The organism is Deinococcus roseus, from assembly GCF_014646895.1.
GTDB classification, from domain to species: Bacteria; Deinococcota; Deinococci; order Deinococcales; family Deinococcaceae; genus Deinococcus_C; species Deinococcus_C roseus.
Genome location: NZ_BMOD01000025.1, coordinates 23,122 through 40,962, shown reverse-complemented (window position 1 = coordinate 40,962; position 17,841 = coordinate 23,122). Strand labels below are relative to the sequence as shown.

General features: G+C 60.1%; 15 protein-coding genes. 12 read left to right on the top strand and 3 right to left on the bottom strand.

The features are described from left to right. Window positions 1-22: 22 nt before the first annotated feature. The 11 genes from sbnA to IEY52_RS21650 all read left to right on the top strand — a co-directional run bounded on the left by sbnA (window position 23) and on the right by IEY52_RS21650 (window position 12,964). Window positions 23-994 (top strand): 2,3-diaminopropionate biosynthesis protein SbnA, encoded by a 972-nt coding sequence (sbnA, locus tag IEY52_RS21700; RefSeq protein WP_189006895.1) that lies wholly within the window; start codon window positions 23-25, stop codon window positions 992-994. Window positions 995-1,055: 61 nt separating this feature from the next. Further along, window positions 1,056-3,593, top strand: a complete 2,538-nt coding sequence (locus tag IEY52_RS21695) for a lantibiotic dehydratase (protein WP_189006892.1) — start codon at window positions 1,056-1,058, stop codon at window positions 3,591-3,593. After that, entirely contained in the window at window positions 3,577-4,800 is a 1,224-nt protein-coding gene (locus IEY52_RS21690; RefSeq protein ID WP_189006876.1) for an MFS transporter, read from the top strand. The genes IEY52_RS21695 and IEY52_RS21690 overlap by 17 nt, the downstream gene beginning before the upstream one ends. Beyond that, window positions 4,797-5,690 (top strand): 3-hydroxyacyl-CoA dehydrogenase family protein, encoded by an 894-nt coding sequence (locus IEY52_RS21685; RefSeq protein ID WP_229684911.1) that lies wholly within the window; start codon window positions 4,797-4,799, stop codon window positions 5,688-5,690. The genes IEY52_RS21690 and IEY52_RS21685 overlap by 4 nt, the downstream gene beginning before the upstream one ends. 30 nt (window positions 5,691-5,720) lie before the next feature. Continuing rightward, a complete protein-coding gene (locus IEY52_RS21680; protein WP_229684910.1) occupies window positions 5,721-5,981 on the top strand; it encodes an acyl carrier protein in 261 nt (86 codons plus the stop codon). Between the two features lie 10 nt (window positions 5,982-5,991). Beyond that, a complete protein-coding gene (locus IEY52_RS21675; RefSeq protein WP_189006873.1) occupies window positions 5,992-7,152 on the top strand; it encodes an acyl-CoA dehydrogenase family protein in 1,161 nt (386 codons plus the stop codon). Beyond that, window positions 7,149-8,183: an HAD-IIIC family phosphatase gene (locus IEY52_RS21670; RefSeq protein WP_189006870.1), complete on the top strand. Its 1,035-nt coding sequence runs from the start codon at window positions 7,149-7,151 to the stop codon at window positions 8,181-8,183. The genes IEY52_RS21675 and IEY52_RS21670 overlap by 4 nt, the downstream gene beginning before the upstream one ends. Beyond that, the gene (gene sbnB / locus IEY52_RS21665; RefSeq protein ID WP_229684909.1) at window positions 8,180-9,232 is read left to right on the top strand and encodes a 2,3-diaminopropionate biosynthesis protein SbnB; all 1,053 of its coding nucleotides are present in this window, start codon (window positions 8,180-8,182) and stop codon (window positions 9,230-9,232) included. Before IEY52_RS21670 ends, sbnB begins: the two co-directional genes overlap by 4 nt. Before the next feature lie 17 nt (window positions 9,233-9,249). After that, entirely contained in the window at window positions 9,250-9,972 is a 723-nt protein-coding gene (locus IEY52_RS21660) for a thioesterase II family protein (RefSeq protein WP_308425024.1), read from the top strand. Further along, window positions 9,969-10,646 (top strand): 4'-phosphopantetheinyl transferase family protein, encoded by a 678-nt coding sequence (locus tag IEY52_RS21655; RefSeq protein WP_189006863.1) that lies wholly within the window; start codon window positions 9,969-9,971, stop codon window positions 10,644-10,646. Before IEY52_RS21660 ends, IEY52_RS21655 begins: the two co-directional genes overlap by 4 nt. After that, entirely contained in the window at window positions 10,631-12,964 is a 2,334-nt protein-coding gene (locus IEY52_RS21650; RefSeq protein WP_189006860.1) for a penicillin acylase family protein, read from the top strand. Before IEY52_RS21655 ends, IEY52_RS21650 begins: the two co-directional genes overlap by 16 nt. A gap of 166 nt (window positions 12,965-13,130) precedes the next feature. Here the strand turns inward: IEY52_RS21650 and IEY52_RS21645 are convergent, their stop codons facing one another. From IEY52_RS21645 to IEY52_RS21635, 3 genes are all read right to left on the bottom strand, one after another. After that, the gene (locus tag IEY52_RS21645; RefSeq protein WP_189006857.1) at window positions 13,131-15,797 is read right to left on the bottom strand and encodes a PAS domain S-box protein; all 2,667 of its coding nucleotides are present in this window, start codon (window positions 15,795-15,797) and stop codon (window positions 13,131-13,133) included. 40 nt (window positions 15,798-15,837) lie between these two features. After that, window positions 15,838-16,077, bottom strand: coding sequence for a hypothetical protein (locus IEY52_RS21640; RefSeq protein WP_189006854.1), 240 nt, complete (start codon window positions 16,075-16,077; stop codon window positions 15,838-15,840). Window positions 16,078-16,185: 108 nt separating this feature from the next. Then, window positions 16,186-17,019, bottom strand: coding sequence for an EamA family transporter (locus IEY52_RS21635; RefSeq protein ID WP_189006852.1), 834 nt, complete (start codon window positions 17,017-17,019; stop codon window positions 16,186-16,188). Between the two features lie 125 nt (window positions 17,020-17,144). Here IEY52_RS21635 and IEY52_RS21630 point away from each other — a divergent pair, with 125 nt between their 5' ends. Continuing rightward, complete coding sequence (locus IEY52_RS21630; protein ID WP_189006849.1) at window positions 17,145-17,732, top strand: helix-turn-helix domain-containing protein; 588 nt, start codon at window positions 17,145-17,147, stop codon at window positions 17,730-17,732. The last annotated feature ends 109 nt before the right edge of the window (window positions 17,733-17,841 follow it).

Below are 17,841 nucleotides of genomic sequence, written 5' to 3'. Positions count from 1 at the left end.
GTGCAGGGGAGGGGAGGGACGCATGGTTTATTCATCGGTGGTTGATTGCATTGGTCAGACGCCTGTTGTCCGTCTGGAACGTTTGTTTGCCGGAACAGGCATCGAGGTGATGGCCAAACTGGAAATGCTCAATCCGGGGGGCAGTGCCAAGGACCGACCTGCAAAATACATCATCCAGGAAGGGCTGCGAAGCGGACTCATCCATGCAGGCACCCACCTGATTGAAAGCACTTCCGGGAACCTGGGGATTGCCCTGGCGATGGTGGCCCGTGCCCACCAGTTGCCCCTCACCTGCGTGGTGGATCCCAAAATTTCCGGGACCAACCTGGAGATCATGCGCCGCCTGGGGGCGAAGATCGACATGGTCACCGAGCTTGATGAGCAGGGGGGTTACCTGAACACCCGGGTTGCGCGGGTGAAGTGGCTTGAACAGCAGGTTCCTGGAGGGCTGTGGCTCAACCAGTATGCCAATGAGAACAACTGGCTGGCCCACTACCACCACACCGGGAAAGAAATGGCTGAACAGGTGTCGGGAAAGATCGATTACCTGTTTGTGGCGGTCAGCACCACCGGAACCATCCGGGGCCTCTCCAGACGCCTGAAAGAAACCCACCCTGACCTCAAGGTGGTGGCCATCGATGCGGCAGGTTCGGTGATTTTTGGCACGCCTCCCGGACCCCGCTGGATTCCAGGGATCGGGGCCAGCCGGGTGCCGGAACTGTTCCACCCGGAGTCCATCGATGAAGTGGTGCTGGTCAATGACCTGGAAGCCATGGAGGGCTGCATGGCCCTGCTGGAACACGAAGGCATCCTGGCGGGCGGATCCTCCGGTTCGGTGGTGGCGGGCATCCAGAAGTGCCTGCCCCGCATCCCCGAAGGGTCCCGTATCGTCACCCTGCTGCCCGACCGTGGGGAACGCTACATGGACAGTGTGTACGACCTGGAGTGGCAGGAACGCATCCGGGAGCTCAGCCGGGGCAGGACGCTGGCATGACCGGCACCCTGCGGCAGATCACCGCATGCCCCACATTAAACAGTTTGACCAGGAGGAAGCAGTGACACAGGCCATTCAGGAACCATCCAGCAGACATTCCCTTCAGGGCACCTTCAAAGCGGGTACCTTCAAACTGTGGCCTTTTCTGTGTGTGCGGGGGGCGGGTTTCCCGGTGGACTGGGCGCTGTCCCTGTCTGCTGCAGGCATTTCCCGGCAGGCCGATCTTTTGAATGCAAAACAAAACGAACTTCAACGGGTGCAGGAAAAGACCTTGCAACACCTCAGGGCACAACTGGAGGCCAGCCCTACCAGAACCCCGGAGCGGGACCGTCTGGTGAAATGGGTGCGTGCGTTGCAGCAGGGCAGGTGCCCCGAGTCAGACAGCAGTGGTTTACAGCCTTTCCGGGAAGCCCTGCAGGCCGTGCAAGAGCAGCAGGACGCTTACCAGCACACCTTCCAGCAGGACATGCCAGAGGTGACCCGCACCCTGCAAGAACTGGCCCTGAAGCCGCTCTTTCAGGAGGCGGTGCTGTGGCAGAACCGCAGGGCTTTCCAGAGCGGCATCCAGCCCCTGCTGAACCACCAGCCTGGACTCGAGAAGCGCTCCTCGCAGGTCCGGCAGCACGAGCAGATGGTGGCCAGTTACCTGCAGCGCTACAGCCTGAAAAACGACTCCATCGGGTTTTTTGGGCCGATTGGCTGGGGGGGCTTTCAGCAGGCTCCCTTTCAAGTGCTGCACAAACCCGGCAAACAGCTGCTGAAACGCCGCCAGGTCTACTGGGAGGGCTGGGCCCTGGACGCTTTTGCCCGCAGCCTGTCCAGCCTTCCTGGCATGCAACCCTGGCTGCCCCCTCGCCTGAAGTCTTTTGTGGGTTTTGAAGGCACCACCCTGACCCTGCCCGGACGCCCTGGCATCCCGCTGGATGTGCCCGGTGTGACCCTGCTGAAACTTTGCAATGGTGAGCGCAGTGCCCAGCAAATTGCCGATCTGGCCGCGCAGCAGGGGGTGCCTGCCCAGCAGGTTTACGGTCTGTTTTCTCAATTGCAGCAGCAGGGTTTGCTGGACTGGAGCTTCCGTGCCCCTTTGGAGCCCCATGCAGAGCGGTACCTGCTGTCACAACTCCAGCAGATTGGCGACCCAGGGCTGAAAAAGCTTGCCCTGGGTCAACTGGAGCAACTGGAGCAGGGCAGGCAGGCCGTGCAGGAGGCCCACGGAAACCCCGAAAAACTGAACCTCGCCCTGGGCAAACTGGATGAGGTGTTTCAGCAGATCACCGGGCAGGACACCACCCGTGGTGCAGGACGCAATTACGCCGGACGCACCCTGGTCTACGAAGACTGCCAGCGCGACCTGCACTTTGAAGTCGGGCAACTGTTGCTGGACCGGCTGGGTCCTGCGCTGGAACTGCTGCTGGTCAGCGGAAACTGGGCCACCGCCCAACTGGGCAGGCTGTACCGTCAGGTGTTTCACGGCCTGTACCAGCAGATTGCCGCTGCACTGGGGCAGCAGGCTTTTGACATTGCGGTGTTCTGGCAGCAGGCCCAGCCCCTGATGCTGGGACCGGATGCACCCGCAAAACAGGTGCTGCACCTGTTTCAACAGAAATGGGCAGAGATCCTGGATCTTGACCCAGAAAGCAAGCAGGTGCACTTCACCCTGCAGGAACTTGAAGCGAAAGTGCGGGCTGCTTTTGACACCCCGGACCTGGGCTGGCAGAGTGCCCGTTACCAGTGCCCGGACATCATGGTTTCCGCATCCAGCCTGGAAGCCCTGCAGAACGGGGATTACCAGCTGGTGATGGGGGAGATGCACCTCGCCCAGAACACCCAGGTCACCGCCCTCTTTGTGCAGCAACACCCGGATGCCGCCCTGATCGAGCACCTGCTGGAAACCGACATCCCGCAGGCCCGCCTGCACCCGGTTCCCCCGGAGGACTGGGAGGGCTACACCACCCGCACCTCACTGGGCGTGGTTCCGGGCAAAGACCACCGCCTGATCATGTCCGAGAACATCGCCAGCACGCCTTTAAAACAGCAGATTCCCATCGGGGATCTGGTTGTTGAGCTGCAAGATGGACAGCTGATCGCCCGCACCCGCGACCACCGCATCTCTTTTGATTTGATCGAAGCTGTGGCAGAGGGGCTCAACGAGGTGGCTGTGGATTTCTTCCGCCTGCTGGCCGAAAAACCCCACCAGCCCAGGGTGGCCTTCGGGGACCTGGTGGTGTCCCGCGAAAACTGGACGGTGCAGGTGGATGCACTAAAGTTTGCAAACCTCAAAGCAGAAAGCAGCCGCTTTCTGGAGGCCCGCAGGTGGGCTGCATCCCAGGGGCTTCCCCGTCTGGTCTTTGTGAAAACCCCGGTGGAAGGGAAACCCTTCTTCGTGGATTTTGACAGCCCTGTTTACGTGGAACTGTTCTGCAAGGCGGTGCGCCGCACCCAGGAGGCCGGGAAACCCAGCCTGAAAATCAGCGAGATGCTGCCCACCCCCGAAAACACCTGGCTGACCGACCACGAGGGCCACACCTACACCTGTGAGATGCGCTGTGTGGTGGTGCGGCAGGAGGCGCAGGAGGGCCACGGTGAACACGGTGGCTGAACGGCTCTCCAGGGAATTCTGGCGGTTCTTCAGTGGGCAGTCGGTGTCCAACCTGGGCAATGCCTTCTCGAAGTTCGCGGTGCCCCTGCTGGTCTACGATCTGACCGGGTCTGCTTTGCACCTTGCGGTGATCACGGCCACCCAGTACGTGCCTTACCTGTGTTTCGGACTGGTGATCGGGGCCTGGGTGGACCGCACAGACCGCAAACGCCTGATGGTGATCGCTGATGTGCTGCGGGCTGTGATGGTGCTGTCCCTGCCTGCTTTATGGTGGCTGGACATGCTGCCGCTCTGGTGGGTATACACGGTGGCCTTTGTCAGTTCCACCCTGGGAATCCTGTTCAACGCCGCAGAGTTTGCTGCCATTCCCAGCATGGTGCCCACCCCGCTGCTGGCCACCGCCAACGGGCGCATCCAGGCCAGTTACTCCCTGATGAATGCCCTCGGGCCTTTGCTGGCCGGGTCCCTGCGCACCCTGCTGACCTTGCCGGTGCTGTTCGTGCTGGACGCTTTCAGTTACCTGTTTTCGGCCTTTGCCATTGGAGGCCTGAAGTCCGAATTCCGTCCGGCCAACCGCCCCCGCCGCACCTTTAAAGAGGACATCCTGGAAGGCCTCCAATTCGTGTTTTCCCACCCGACCCTGCGCTCCATCTCGCTGCTGCTGGCCTTGCTGAATTTCCTCACCGGGACCACCTCTGCGCAACTGGTGCTGTACGGAAAGCAGGTGCTGCACGCCTCTGACTTTCAGCTGGGGGTGCTGTTTGCCTCGGGCAGCCTGGGGGTGGTGGGGTTCTCGCTGCTGGCCGGATGGTTCAACCAGCGCTTCAAACCCGGCCACCTGATCCTGGGCACGGTGTTCTTGCAGGGGGTGGCCCTGATCCTGTTTGCCCTCTCGCAGAACTTCTGGCTTTCTGCCGTGTGGTGGGCCATCGACAACGGACTGATCATGTTGTGCGCCATCTCTGCACGGGTTTTGCGCCAGTCGATGGTGCCCTCCGAACTGCTGGGCCGGGTGGTCACTGTGGCAGAGGTGCTGGCCTGGTCTGCCATCCCCCTGGGAGGCTTTCTGGGCGCGTATCTGGTGGAACACACCCACAACATCAACGCTGTTTATCTGGGCATTGGCATTGCCGTGCTGCTGCTCAGTTTGCCTTTCCTCATGTCCCCACTGGGACGCCCCGCTTTAAAACCCCAGGAGGCTTTGTGATTCAGGAACCTGCCTTTAAGACCCCCCAGAAACCAGAACAACCCGTCATCTCCCGTGTGGGGGTGATCGGTGCAGGTGTGATGGGTTCTGGTGTGGCCCAGAACCTCGCCCAGCACGGCTTTCAGGTGGTGCTCATCGACCACTTTGAAAAGGCCCTGCAAGGTGCCAGACAATCCATGCAGCAGAACCTGCGTTTCCAGAAAATGATGGGGAAAACCGGCTGGGAAACCACGCTGGACTGGGACCTCATCCGGTTCAGTGGGCAACTTGAAGACGTGCAGCACTGTGATTTCATCATTGAGAACGTCACGGAGAACTGGGAGATCAAAAAACCCATCTTTGAAAAACTGGGTGAAATTTGCCCACAGCACACCATTTTTGCTGCCAACACCTCCGCCATTTCCATCACCCGCATTGCCTCGGTGACCGGGCGCGCAGACCGGGTGGTGGGCATCCACTTCATGAACCCGGTGCCGCAGAAAAGCATGGTGGAACTGATCCGCGGTTACCACACCTCCCAGGCCACCCTGGACACCACCGCAGATTTTTTAAACCGATTTGGCAAAAAGCATGTGCTGGTCAAAGACGCTCCGGGTTTCATCTCCAACCGGGTCCTCATGCTCACCATCAACGAGGCGATCTTTCTGGTGCATGAAGGCACCTCCAACCCCACCGACATTGATCTGGTGTTCAAGAACTGCTTCGGGCACAGCATGGGACCGCTGGAAACCGCTGACCTGATTGGCCTGGACACCATTTTGCATTCCCTGGAAGTGCTTCTGGACGCCTACCAGGACCCCAAATTCCGACCCTGTCCGCTGCTGAAGCAGATGGTGGACGCTGGCCTGCATGGCCGCAAAACCGGAGAAGGCTTCTTCAGACACCAGTAAAACCACCAGGAACCCACCAGAGGAGACGTTATGCCAGACATCAAAATGACAGACATCAAAAACAAAATCAGGGAATTTGTGCTCGGCCGCTTCAGAGGCTACGACCTGCAAGACGATGAAAACCTGTTCAGCAGCGGGTATGTGACCTCGCTTTTTGCCATGCAACTGGTGGTTTTTGTGGAGCAGGCCTTTGGGATTCAGGTGGAAAGCGAAGACCTGGACATCCAGAATTTCAGCAGCATTCAGGCCCTCGGTGACTTTGTGCTGCGCAAAACCGTCCAGCCTGCATGAGGCAGCACCCATGAGACTTCCGCTTTCTGAACCCCATTTGCGCCAGTTCCAGGCTTTTCAGGCTTTCACCAGCCAGCACATCACCCCTCATGCTGGAGCGTGGGACCGGGCTCAATACATTCCCGAATCCCTGATTTCCCTGCTGGGACAGCATGGGTACCTGGGGGCCAATGTGCCAGAACAATCCGTAGGTCAGGGCTGGGATTCCCTGACCTACGGTCTGCTGCATGAAGCCATTGGAGCAGGCTGTTCCTCGGTGCGCAGTTTGCTGACCGTGCACGGCATGGCCTGCCACGCCACGGCCCGCTGGGCCACCCGCAGTGTGCGGGAACAGGTATTGCCCAGACTGGCCTGTGGAGATTTGATTGGCGCTTTTGCCCTCAGTGAAGCCACTGCTGGGTCAGATGCGCAGAACGTGCAACTGATGGCCACCCGGCAAGACAACCATTACCTTTTGAACGGCACCAAACAGTGGATCACCTTCGGACAGCGGGCGGATGTGTTTGTGGTGTTTGGCCGCATGCAACAGGGACACACCGCTTTTCTGGTGGACCGGGACACCCCTGGCCTCAGCATCGAACCGCTCTCTGATTTGCTGGGCACCCGCGCTTCCATGCTGGCCCGCCTGCATTTTCAGGATGCCAGGGTGCCTGCAGAACACCTGCTGGGCCGTGAAGGGTTCGGGCACCATTACGTGCTGACCTCCACGCTGGACTGGGGCCGTTTCAGTGTGGCCTGGGGCAGCGTGGGCATCTTGCAGGCAGCACTGGACACCGTGCTGGAGCACACCCGCACCCGCGAGCAGTATGGGTCACCGCTGGCTTCCCACCAGCTGGTGCAGCGCCACCTCACCGAAATGGCCGTGAAACTGCACAGTGCCCGCCTGCTGTGTTATCAGGCTGCCCTGTCCCGGGACCGCCGCGACCCGCAGCACCTCACCGACACGCTGCTGGCCAAGTACCAGGCCTCAAATTTTGCTGCCGAGGCTGCACACACCGCAGTGCACCTCCTGGGCGCAAAAGGTTGCCTCCCCGATTTCCCTGCTGAGCGTTTGTGGCGGGATGCCAAGGTGGCAGAGATCATCGAGGGCACCCCCGAAATCCTGCAGATGCAGATTGCCAGACAGCTTCAGGACGGGTACGGCCAGGGCATTTTTGAAGGAGCGTTATGAAAACCATCAAGTGTCTGGTGTGGGACCTCGACCACACCCTGTGGGACGGCACCCTGCTGGAAGACCCCCAGGTGAGCCTGAAAGCGCATGTGGAAGGGGTGCTGACAAAGCTCGATGAACGGGGCATCCTGCTGTCCATCGCCAGCAAAAACCACTTTCAGGACGTGCAAAGCAGGCTTGAGGAACTGGGGTTGTGGGGGTATTTCCTGTACCCTGAAGTGCACTGGAACCCCAAATCCCAGTCCATCCGGCAGATCGCTGAAAACCTCAACATCGGTCTGGACAGCATCGCTTTCATGGACGATCAGGATTTTGAGTTGCAGGAGGTGCAGTACGCTTTGCCCCAGGTGCGCTGTTACCGGGCAGAGGACCTGAACACCCTGCTTGCCCTGCCCGAATTCAGCCCCACTGTGACCCCTGAGGCCCGCACCCGCCGCGCCCTGTACCGCAGTGAGGAGCAACGCAAAGGGGCAGAGCAGCAGTTTTCTGGCACCTCCGCTGAGTTCCTGCGCACCCTGGACATGCATTTCACGCTGTTCACCCCGGAATTTGCAGACCTGGAACGCGCCGAGGAACTCACTGTGCGCACCCACCAGCTCAACACCACCGGGTACACCTACGCTTTGCAGGAACTGGACCAGATGCGCAAATCTGCAGATCATCTGGTGCATCTGGCCCGTCTGGAAGACCGTTTTGGCACCTACGGCACCATCGGTCTGGGGGTGGTGGAAAAGCAGCGGGAGGTGTGGACCATCAAACTGCTCCTGATGTCCTGCCGGGTGATGTCCCGTGGGGTGGGCAACGTGATGCTCACCCACCTGATGCAGGAGGCCAGACGGGCCGGGGTGAAACTGCAGGCCGAATTCAAACCCAATGACCGCAACCGCATGATGCAGGTGACCTACCGTTTCGCGGGCTTTGTGCCCGTGGAGAAGCGCGGAGACATCGAGATCCTGCAGCACGACCTGCACGGCGACCTGCGCCAGCCGGACCACCTGACCGTGCACATTCACACCTTACAGGAGGCATGATGACCTTCAACCCCCATTCTGAAACCGCCCCCACCCCGTCCCTGCGGGTGCTTTCTGGCCCCACCGTGCAGGACCTGCTTAAAGGCCAGGAGGTGCAGATTTTGCAGCATGTGCAGGCCGCCTACGAGCACCACCAGCAGCATGACAGTGCGCTGCCCCACTCGCTGTTTCTGCGTTTCCCGGAGCAGCCCAGAGACCGCATCATTGCCCTGCCTGCTTTTCTGGGCGGAGGCATTCAGCGGGCAGGCATCAAATGGATTGCCTCTTTTCCCGGCAATCACCAGCAGGGACTGGACCGCGCTTCTGCGGTGATGGTGCTGAATTCCCCCCGCACCGGACTGCCCGAGGCTTTTCTGGAAGGTTCGATCATCAGCATGAAACGCACGGCGGCCAGCGCTGCCCTTGCAGCAAAACACCTGCAGGGTCACACGCCTCAGGGTGTGGCCCTGGTGGGCTGTGGTCCCATCAACTTTGAGACCCTGCGTTTTTTGCGCACGGTGTTCCCGGATGTGCAGCAGGCCCTGGTTTACGACACCCTGCCAGAGCGGGCAGCAGGATTTAAAAAGCAGGCCGAGGAACTGCATGCTGGTCTGCACGTGCAGGTGGCCCAGGACCTTGCAGAAGTCTGGCAGTCCGACTGGGTGATTTCCTTTGCCACCACTGCCCTGGATCCACATGTGTCCAGCCTGCCTGCAGATTTGCAAAGGGCCACCATTTTGAATGTCTCCCTGCGGGACTTCACCCCGGAGGTGCTGGAGCACAGCGAGAACATTGTGGATGACCTCGACCACGTGCTGAGGGCCAACACCAGCCCACACCTGCTGGAACTGAAACTCGGGCACCGCGACTTCATCCGGGGCACCCTGGCCCAGGTCACCCTGGGGGAAATTCCTGCAAGGGCACAGGAAAACAGCGTGGTGATGTTCAGCCCGTTCGGTCTGGGCATTCTGGACCTGGCTGTTGCCGATCTGGTGCTCACCCGCGCCGAAACCCTGAACCTGGGAACGCTGGTCCCGGATTTCCTGCCGCCCTCAGGACTCAAAGGGTGAAAAACAGCCCCTGGTTGATGCCGCCCCACCATCCTTTCGGCATGCGGATGTTCTGTTTGCCGCACGCCGGGGGTGGAGCTTCCATGTTTCGCAACTGGTCGGCCCCCGGACTGCAGGTGTGGGGAGTGCAACTGCCTGGACGGGAAAACCGCATCATGGAAGACCCCTTCCAGCAGATGCAGCCTCTGGTGGACATTTTGATTGCAGAGCTGCAACCCTACCTGCACGAGCCTTACCTGATTTACGGACACAGCATGGGTGCACTGGTGGCCTACCATGTGTGCCTGCAGTTGCAACAGCGTGGCCTCCCGCTGCCAGAACACCTGTGGGTTTCGGGCTGCGCAGCTCCTTTGCATTTCCGTCAGGAAGCCTGGCACCTGCTCTCCGACCAGGACTTCATTGGGCGCATCCTCTCGCTGGGCGGCACCCCTCCTGAAGTCTTCGAGGAACCCCTGCTCAGGCCCCTGGTGCTGAAACTGCTGCGGGCCGATTTTCAACTGGTGGAAACCGCTCCAGCAGTGACAGGGAAACTCGGGTGTCCCATCGGTGCCGTGGCTGGAATCCAGGACCCCCATGCGACCCCTGCAGACATGCAGCACTGGCAGGATTGCACCACTGAAGATTTTGCTGAAGATTTTGAACTGCTGACCGTGCAAGGCGACCACTTTCTGGTGCGCACCCACAGCCAGCACTTGCTGCAACACATGCGTGCCCGCCTGAAAGGGGTGCTCAGCTTGTGATTGCCCCTTTCAAATCGCCTCTGGTCTGGCCTGAACCGACCGCGCAGCAGGTGCACCTGTGGCAGGGCACACTGGATGTTTCAGAAGACCTGCTTTCCAGTTGTCTGAACACCCTCAGCCTGCAAGAACACCAGCGTCGGGAACGTCTGACCACTTCCCTTTTGCAACGGCAATTTGCAGCAGCCAGGGGGCAACTCCGCTTTCTGCTGTCCCGTTATTTGAAGGCATCCCCTGCCGATTTGCGCCTGTCCAGCACCCCCAGAGGCAAGCCCTTTCTGCAGGATTTTCCCGATCTGCACTTCAATGTCAGCCACTCTGGCCACACCCTCCTGATCGGGGTGGCCCGCAGTCCGCTGGGGGTGGATGTGGAGCACATTCCCCCGGACTTCAATCCCCTGGAGTTGTTGCGCTTTTTCAGCCCTGAAGAACAGGATTTCATCAAAAGTGGTCCTGTGGAACGCTTTTTCTGGTGCTGGACCCGCAAAGAAGCCCGGCTGAAAGCCACGGGAGAAGGTCTCACTGCAGAGCTTGCCCAGCTGAACACCCTGCACCCCCTTCCGGGCTGGGAATGGCACACCTGCACTTTTGCACATCAGGTGCAGTCGGTGGCCTGCCAGACGGGAATGCAGATCCAGCACCACCCCCTTGAGGAGGCATTGTGTCCCTGGTCCTGAGAATCCTTGGAAAAACCCTTGGCTGGTTTGTGCTGGTGGTGCTGCTCCTGCTGGGCGGCGCAGTGGGGTACCTGTATTACAGCACCACTGCCCCCACCCGTGGGACCCTGCAGGCTCCCGGACTCAAAGGCAAAGTGGAGGTGTTCTGGGACAGAAACGGCGTCCCGCACATCAAAGCCCAGGCAGATGATCTGGACGCTTTCTTTGCACTGGGTTACGTGCATGCCCAGGACCGGTTGTGGCAGATGGATTTCCAGCGCAGGGTGGCCGCGGGTCGATTGTCAGAAGTGCTGGGGAAAGACACCCTTTCAGAAGACAGGTTTTTGCGCACCTGGGGGTTTTACCGGGCCGCAGAACAGGCCTACCCGGCCCTCTCTGAGCACACCAGAAAGGTGCTGGAAGCCTACACCGCCGGCGTGAACCGTTCCCTTCAGCAGGGCAAACTGCCGCTGGAATTCACCCTGCTGGGCTACAAACCCGAACCCTGGACAGTGATCGACACCCTCAGCTGGCAAAAAATGATGGCTTTCGATCTGGGCGGAAACTGGGACGATGAAGTCCTGGCGGCACGGGTGCGCCAGAAACTCGGGGAGCGTGGGGTGAGGGAACTCTTTCCGGCCTATCCGCAAGACGCCCCCACCATCCTCAGCCAGCAGGAAGTTCAGTCTTCACAACAGGTGTCCAGTGCAGCTTCAGAACCTGTCACCCTGCATCCACAGTCCCTGGAAAAGGTGTGGTCCTGGCGGGAGGCACAGGTGAAACTGGGCATGGAGAAAGTGCCAGACAAGGGCTCGAACAACTGGGTGGTTTCGGGCAGCAGGACCGTGTCTGGCAAACCCCTGCTGGCCGATGACCCCCACCTGTCCCTCACCGCCCCGAGCCTGTGGTACCTGGCAGAACTGCAGGGGCCCACCCTGCACGTGGTTGGAGGCACCATTCCTGGCATGCCTGCAGTGGTGATTGGCCGCAACGACCAGATTTCCTGGGGCGTCACCAACACCAACCCGGATGTGGAAGACCTCTTTGTGGAAAAAACCGGGGTGAAATTCAACATCCGCCGGGAAGTGATCCGGGTCAAAGGCCACGCAGACGAGGTTCTGCAGGTTCGGGAAACCCAGCACGGCCCGGTGGTTTCCGACCAGAGCGAAAGTGCCCGTGTTGTGGGAGACACCATCAGCCTGAAGTGGACCGCACTGCAGCCCGGAGACACCACCATGGACGCCTTTGTGGGCATCAATTACGCCCGCAACTGGCAGGAATTCACCGAAGCCCTGAGTCATTTTGTGGCCCCCACCCAGAATTTCGTGTTCGCAGCCCAGAACGGAGACATCGGGTATTATGCCGCCGGGAAAATCCCCATCCGCAAAGGCTGGGATGGCAGTGAGCCCATTTCTGGCGACAGAGACTGGTCTGGGTACATTCCCTTTGCAGACCTCCCGCATGTGCTGAACCCCGAAAAAGGCTACATTGCCTCTGCCAACGAGAAGGTCGCTCCAGGCAACTACCCTTACCTGCTGGGGGCCGACCCGGTGTGGACTTTCCCTTACCGCAAACGCCGCATCGAACAATTGATCCAGGCCACCCCCAGACACACCCCGGAGACTTTTGCAGCCATCCAGAACGATGTGTACAGTGAAATCTGGCAGGACCTCAAACCCATCTTGCTGAAGGTGAAACCTGCAAATGAACAGGAACAGCAGGCGCTGAACATCCTCTCTGCCTGGGACGGACAGCAAACCACAGACAGCGTGGGCAGCACCCTCTTTGCCGCCTGGTACAAGCAACTCGCAGAGATGGTGCAGGATGAACTGCCTTTCCTGAAAGAAAAACGCAGCCCGGAATTCGTGGTGGGACAGCTCAGAAATGAAGGCCTGTACTGCAAGAGCCCCACACTGAAAAACTGCCGTGAGCTGCTGCAACAGGGGCTCACCCTGGCCGTGAAAGACCTCTCAGGCAGGCTGGGCAACAACATGCAAAACTGGCAGTGGGGCAAACTGCACCAGGTGTTCAACAAGCACGTGTTCGACGCCAGCGATCAGGTGCGCTGGCTGTTCAACCGCAGTGCTGCCAGCCCTGGCGGGCTCTCCACCGTGAACGTCGGGCATTACCTGTCTGCCACCTACCAGCAGGTTTTTGGCCCCAGTTACCGTCAGATTGTGGACCTCTCCCAGCCCGAACAGAGCCTTTTCATCACCACCCTGGGTCAGAATGGGAATGTGCTGAGCAGCCATTACAGCAACTTCATGCCGCTCTGGCAACGGGGGGAGTACATCACCCTGTCCAGAGGGCAGGGAACGGGACTGACCTTGCAGCCCTGAATTCAGGGCGAAGTCCACACCTTTGAAGCCACATGATTCTGATGGGTCAAAATGGCCCCTGTTCTGAGCTACGCGGTCCCTGCTGCGTTGATTCCTGGACCAGAAGGCTTCTTTTGAAACTTCTGGTCCAGACCCACCCTCTGACCCCACCCCTGCAAACCTTCCCTCAGGCGTTCTGTTCTTCCAGGGTGAACACCGGGAGTTCCACTGTCACCGTGGTTCCCTCGCCCAGAACGCTGGTGAGGGACACTTTGCCTCCGTGTTTCTCGACAATCCAGCGTGCGATCGACAGACCCAGCCCGGTGCCTCCAGGGTTTCCGGTGCTCTGCCGGGAAGGGTCCACCCGGAAGAAACGCTCAAACACCCGCTCCTGGTGTTCCTCTGCAATTCCCACCCCACTGTCGGCGATGTTCCACACCACGGTGTCTCCTTGCTGTTTTAACGAAAGGGTGATCTGGCCTCCGTGGAGGGTGTACTTCACGGCGTTCTCCAGCAGGATGATGGCGAGTTGCTTCAGGCGGTCATGGTCTCCGAGCACCAGCGCAGGTTGCAGGGTGCCCAGCCTGAAGTGGTGGTTCTTGTGCAGGCGCACGAAGTCCTGCCACACGTCCTGCAGAAGCTCATGCAGTTCGACTTCATCTTCGCGGATTTCGGCCCCACCGTCCCCACGGGCGAGTTGCAGCATGTCGTTGACCAGCCGTCCCAGCCTGGCGGCCTCACGCTGCACGTCACTGATGATTTCACTGCGGTCCTGTTCGGCCAGCACCCGGTGCCGGACCATCAAATCCATGTTGCCCTGAATGCTGGTCAGGGGGTTTCTCAGTTCGTGGGCGGCGTCTGCAACAAAGCGTTTTTGCACGTCCATCAGGTCACGCATGCGCTGTTCGTTTTCCTGGAGGCCTTTTTCGGCCAGTTTGCGGGTGTGCACGTCAATCACCGCCGCAATGAAACCCTTGAATTCACCTTCCGGGGTGAAGCGCGGCACCGCCCGGTGAAACATCCAGCAGTGCTCCCCATCGTGGTTTTTCAGGCGGTATTCCACCTCGAAGCCTTTGCGTTGCAGGTGCGCCTGCCGGAACACCTGTTCCACCCGGGGGCGGTCTTCAGGATCGATGGGTTCCAGCCAGGTGCTGGCCGTCCCAGGCCCGGCATGACCAGTGAACACCATCCAGGCATGGTTGAGGAACACCCCGTGCTTTTCCTCGTCGGTCATCACGATCAGCACCGGGGCCTGATCGGCCATCAATTGAAAGCGGTGTTCGCTTTCCTGCAGGGTCTGCTCGGCTTCCCGGCGTTTTTCCTCGGCGGTTTTGCGTTCGGTGATGTCCACTGCGCAGGTGAGCACCACCGTGGGGTGCTGCTGGGCATCCCTTGCGAACACCGTGTTGCGCGAAGACCACCAGCGCCAGAGTCCGTTTTTGCGCAGGATGCGGTGTTCGGTTCCCAGGATGTCTCCGTCATTGAGACCCTCAATCTGGGGGTGGTGGAGGGGAGTGAGCTGCAGGTCAGCGGGGAGCACCAGATGGTCGAGTTGTCCGGCGTCCATCTGCAAAATCTCCTCAGGCCGGTAGCCCAGCATGTCTTCGAACTGGGTGTTGGCGTAAATCACCCGTCGCAGGTGCAAATCGGTGAGGTAAAGCACCGTGGGGGTGGTGTTGGTGATGCGGGCCAGGAAGTGCTGGCTTTCCCGCAGGGTCTCCTCAATGGTTTTCAGTTCGGTGATGTCAATGATCGCCCCGCTCAGCATCCCTTCTGGACTGTCCGGTGCGCGGCGAACCAGCATCCAGCGGGTGTCTCCGCCGTGGGTGACGATGCGGGTCTCAAAAGAGAAGTGTTCTGGTTGCTGCAGGTAACGGTCCAGCTTTTCCAGCACCTGCGTTTTGTCCTCGGGGTGCAGGAACTTGGTGAAGTGCGCTTTGCCTTCCATCACTTCGGTGATTTCGCCGAGCAGGCTGTGGTGCTCTTCGAAGTTCTGGGTCTGGTGCTCATTGATGGGCCATTCCCAGGTGCCGATGTTGGTGGAGGACAGCAGCAAATTGAGTTTCTTCTGGTTTTCTTTCAGCAAGGTGGCGGTGTTCTGGTGTTCGGTGACGTCCTCCACTGTGAGGCCCACCCAGCGCACCACCCCCTGGTGGTGGGCGGCCGGATAAGCATGCACCAGGTGATGGCGCACCTCGTTCTGGTCAAAAGTGGTGAGGGCATGGGCTTTGAACATCCCGCCACCGAGGACCTGTTCTGCCAGAGGGAGCAGTTGTTGCACCACGGGCTGCTGGATGCTGCGCAGGGGGGTGCCCACAGGCAACTGGGTTTGTCTGGTGAGGTCCATGAAGGCCTGGTTGGCCTGGGTGAAACAGAGATCGCGGTCCAGCAGGGCCATCCCGATGGGGGCTTGCTGAACCATGGAGGCCATCTGGTCCTGCGCGAAGTGCAGTTCTGTTTGCAGGCGGCGCTGCTCCTGGGCATGATGCACCGCCTGCTGCACCCTCTGGCCGCTGAGGGCACTTTTGATCAGGTAATCTGCGGCACCGGATTTGATGGCTTTCACCGCGGTGCTTTCGTTGCCACTCCCAGTGATCACGATCACGGTGGGGGAGTCTTTGAGGGCCTGCAGGGCGTGCAAAACCTCCATGCCGTCCATGTCAGGCAGGCTGAGGTCCAGAAAAACCAGTTGCGGTGGGTTCGGCCCGGCCATTTCCTGCAAACCCTGAGCGCCCGTTTGTGCGCTGACCACTTTCAGGTCAGGTGAAACGCTGCGTTTCAGGTGATGCCGGAGGATTTCGGCGTCTTCGGGGCTGTCTTCCACAATGAGGACCCGGGTGATGCTTGCGGGCATGGTTGCTCCTTGATGAATCCCGTCCAGGAGGGGCTGAAAGTCAGCCTGCTCCACAGGTTTTGAGGTTGGGGGACAAATGCTTGCTGACCAGCCCTGCACACAGGCCGGAGACCACCAGGCTTCCAGGGGAAGCTTTGGAGGGGAAGTTGAAAAAAACCAGCAGGATGTCGCGTTTGAACCTGGCATGATGGTGCCAGAAGGAACCGTGGCCCCACAGATGGGGTTTGAAGGTCTGGCTGAGCGGCCTGCACCCCGGTTCGTCGGGTGTTTTTTCAGTCATGTCCACGGACTTCACTTTTTCAATGTACAGGGAGGGTGCCCCTGAACGTCTTTATTTTCTTCACTCTTGAGGAAACCTTTGCCGAATGCCCCTGGTCGGCAACGCTGGTCAGGAGGTGGCGAGCAGTGCTGCTCCGGTCAGGGCCACAATCATCCCCGCCCACTGTCTGCCCCTGAGGTGCTCGCGGAGCACCAGCACCGCCAGCATTGTGGTCACTGCAGGGTAAAGGCTGGTCAGGAGTCCAGAGAGGGCGAGTCCACCGCCCTGCACGGCCAGCAGGTAAAACAGGTTTCCCAGCGTGTCTCCAGGAGCCGAAGCCAGGATGAGCTTGAGGTTGCGGGGCTGCAGGCCCACCGTCCATAAGGTGAGGGGAAGGGCCACCAGGGAACTGCTGATGCGGGCTGCAGCCAGGGTCCAGAGGTTTCCAGAGCTGTCCTGGACCTGTCCGAGCAGCACAAAGAAGAACCCGAAGCCCAGTCCGGCCAGGATGCCCAGCAGCATGCCAGAACTGTGTTTTTCTGCGTGCTGGCCATGGGGACTCAGGGTGAGCCACAGGGTTCCCAGCAGCACGCAGGCAGCCCCGACCCATCCCAGCAGGCTCAGGGTTTCACCTTGCACAAGGCCCACCCCCACCGGCACCAGCGCAGAGAGCGCTCCTGCAGTGACCGACACGGCTCCCATGGGTCCAATGGCCAGGGCCTGCAGAAAGGCCAGCAGGGCCAGCAGCCCCATGAGGCCTGCGCCTGCTCCCCACAGCAGGCTTTCCAGGGCCGGGATGGGTTGCCCGAGGCTCAGGGCCAGGGCAAGCAGGAAGAGGGCGGCCAGGGGGTGGGTGAGGGCAATGACCCGCAGGGCTGGGTCGTGTCTGCTGGCGAGACCCGCCAGGAAGTCGGCGGTGCCGTAGGTCAGGGCAGAGAGAAGTCCTGCGAGTGCCGTGTTCATGGTGCTCCTTGGGATTCGTGTGGGGGTGATTTGAGGGGGTGGCCGGATTGCTGCCAGAGGAAAGCTGTGCTGTGCAATATATTGCACAGGCGAGATGTGTAATATATTGCATAATGGACGAACCGATGTCAACCCAATTGCAGGAACGCCTGCAACACATTGCCCGCAACCTCAAGCAGGCCCGCAACCAGAAAGGGTGGTCCCAGCAAGACCTTGCTGCCCACTCCGGAATCAGCAGGCGCATGATTGCTGCCATCGAAGGTGCACAGAACAACGTCAGCCTGGGCACCCTCGACCTGCTGGCCAACGCCCTGGGGGTGCGCTTCATGGATTTGATCACCACCCGCTCCACCATCGATTTTTCCCCACAACACCCCTGGCAGGGCGTGGTGGTCTGGCATAACACCCACCCGGACAGCCATGCCGAAATGCTGGCCTCCCCCCCCATGCCCTGCACCACCGAACTCTGGCACTGGTCGCTGGCCCCCGGAGACCACTACCAGGCCGCCCCCGACCGCACCGGCGTGCAAGAAATCCTGTATGTGATTCAAGGGGAGATCGAACTGGAACACAATGGGCAGCGCATTCCTCTGAAGCAAGGAGACACCCTGACCTTCCCCTCCGATGTGCCTTATGCCTACCACAACCCTTCGGAGGGAACAGCCCGGATCATCAAGCACGTGGTGTTGCCCCTCCTGGAACCAGAAGTCTGAAGGCAGGAGACTGTTGAGCAAGAGCAAGCTTCACCAGGAGGGAACAGTTGCGCATCCTGCAACCGGCCCTGGTTTTCTGGGACATGGGTTCTTTTTTGGTCACCGATCA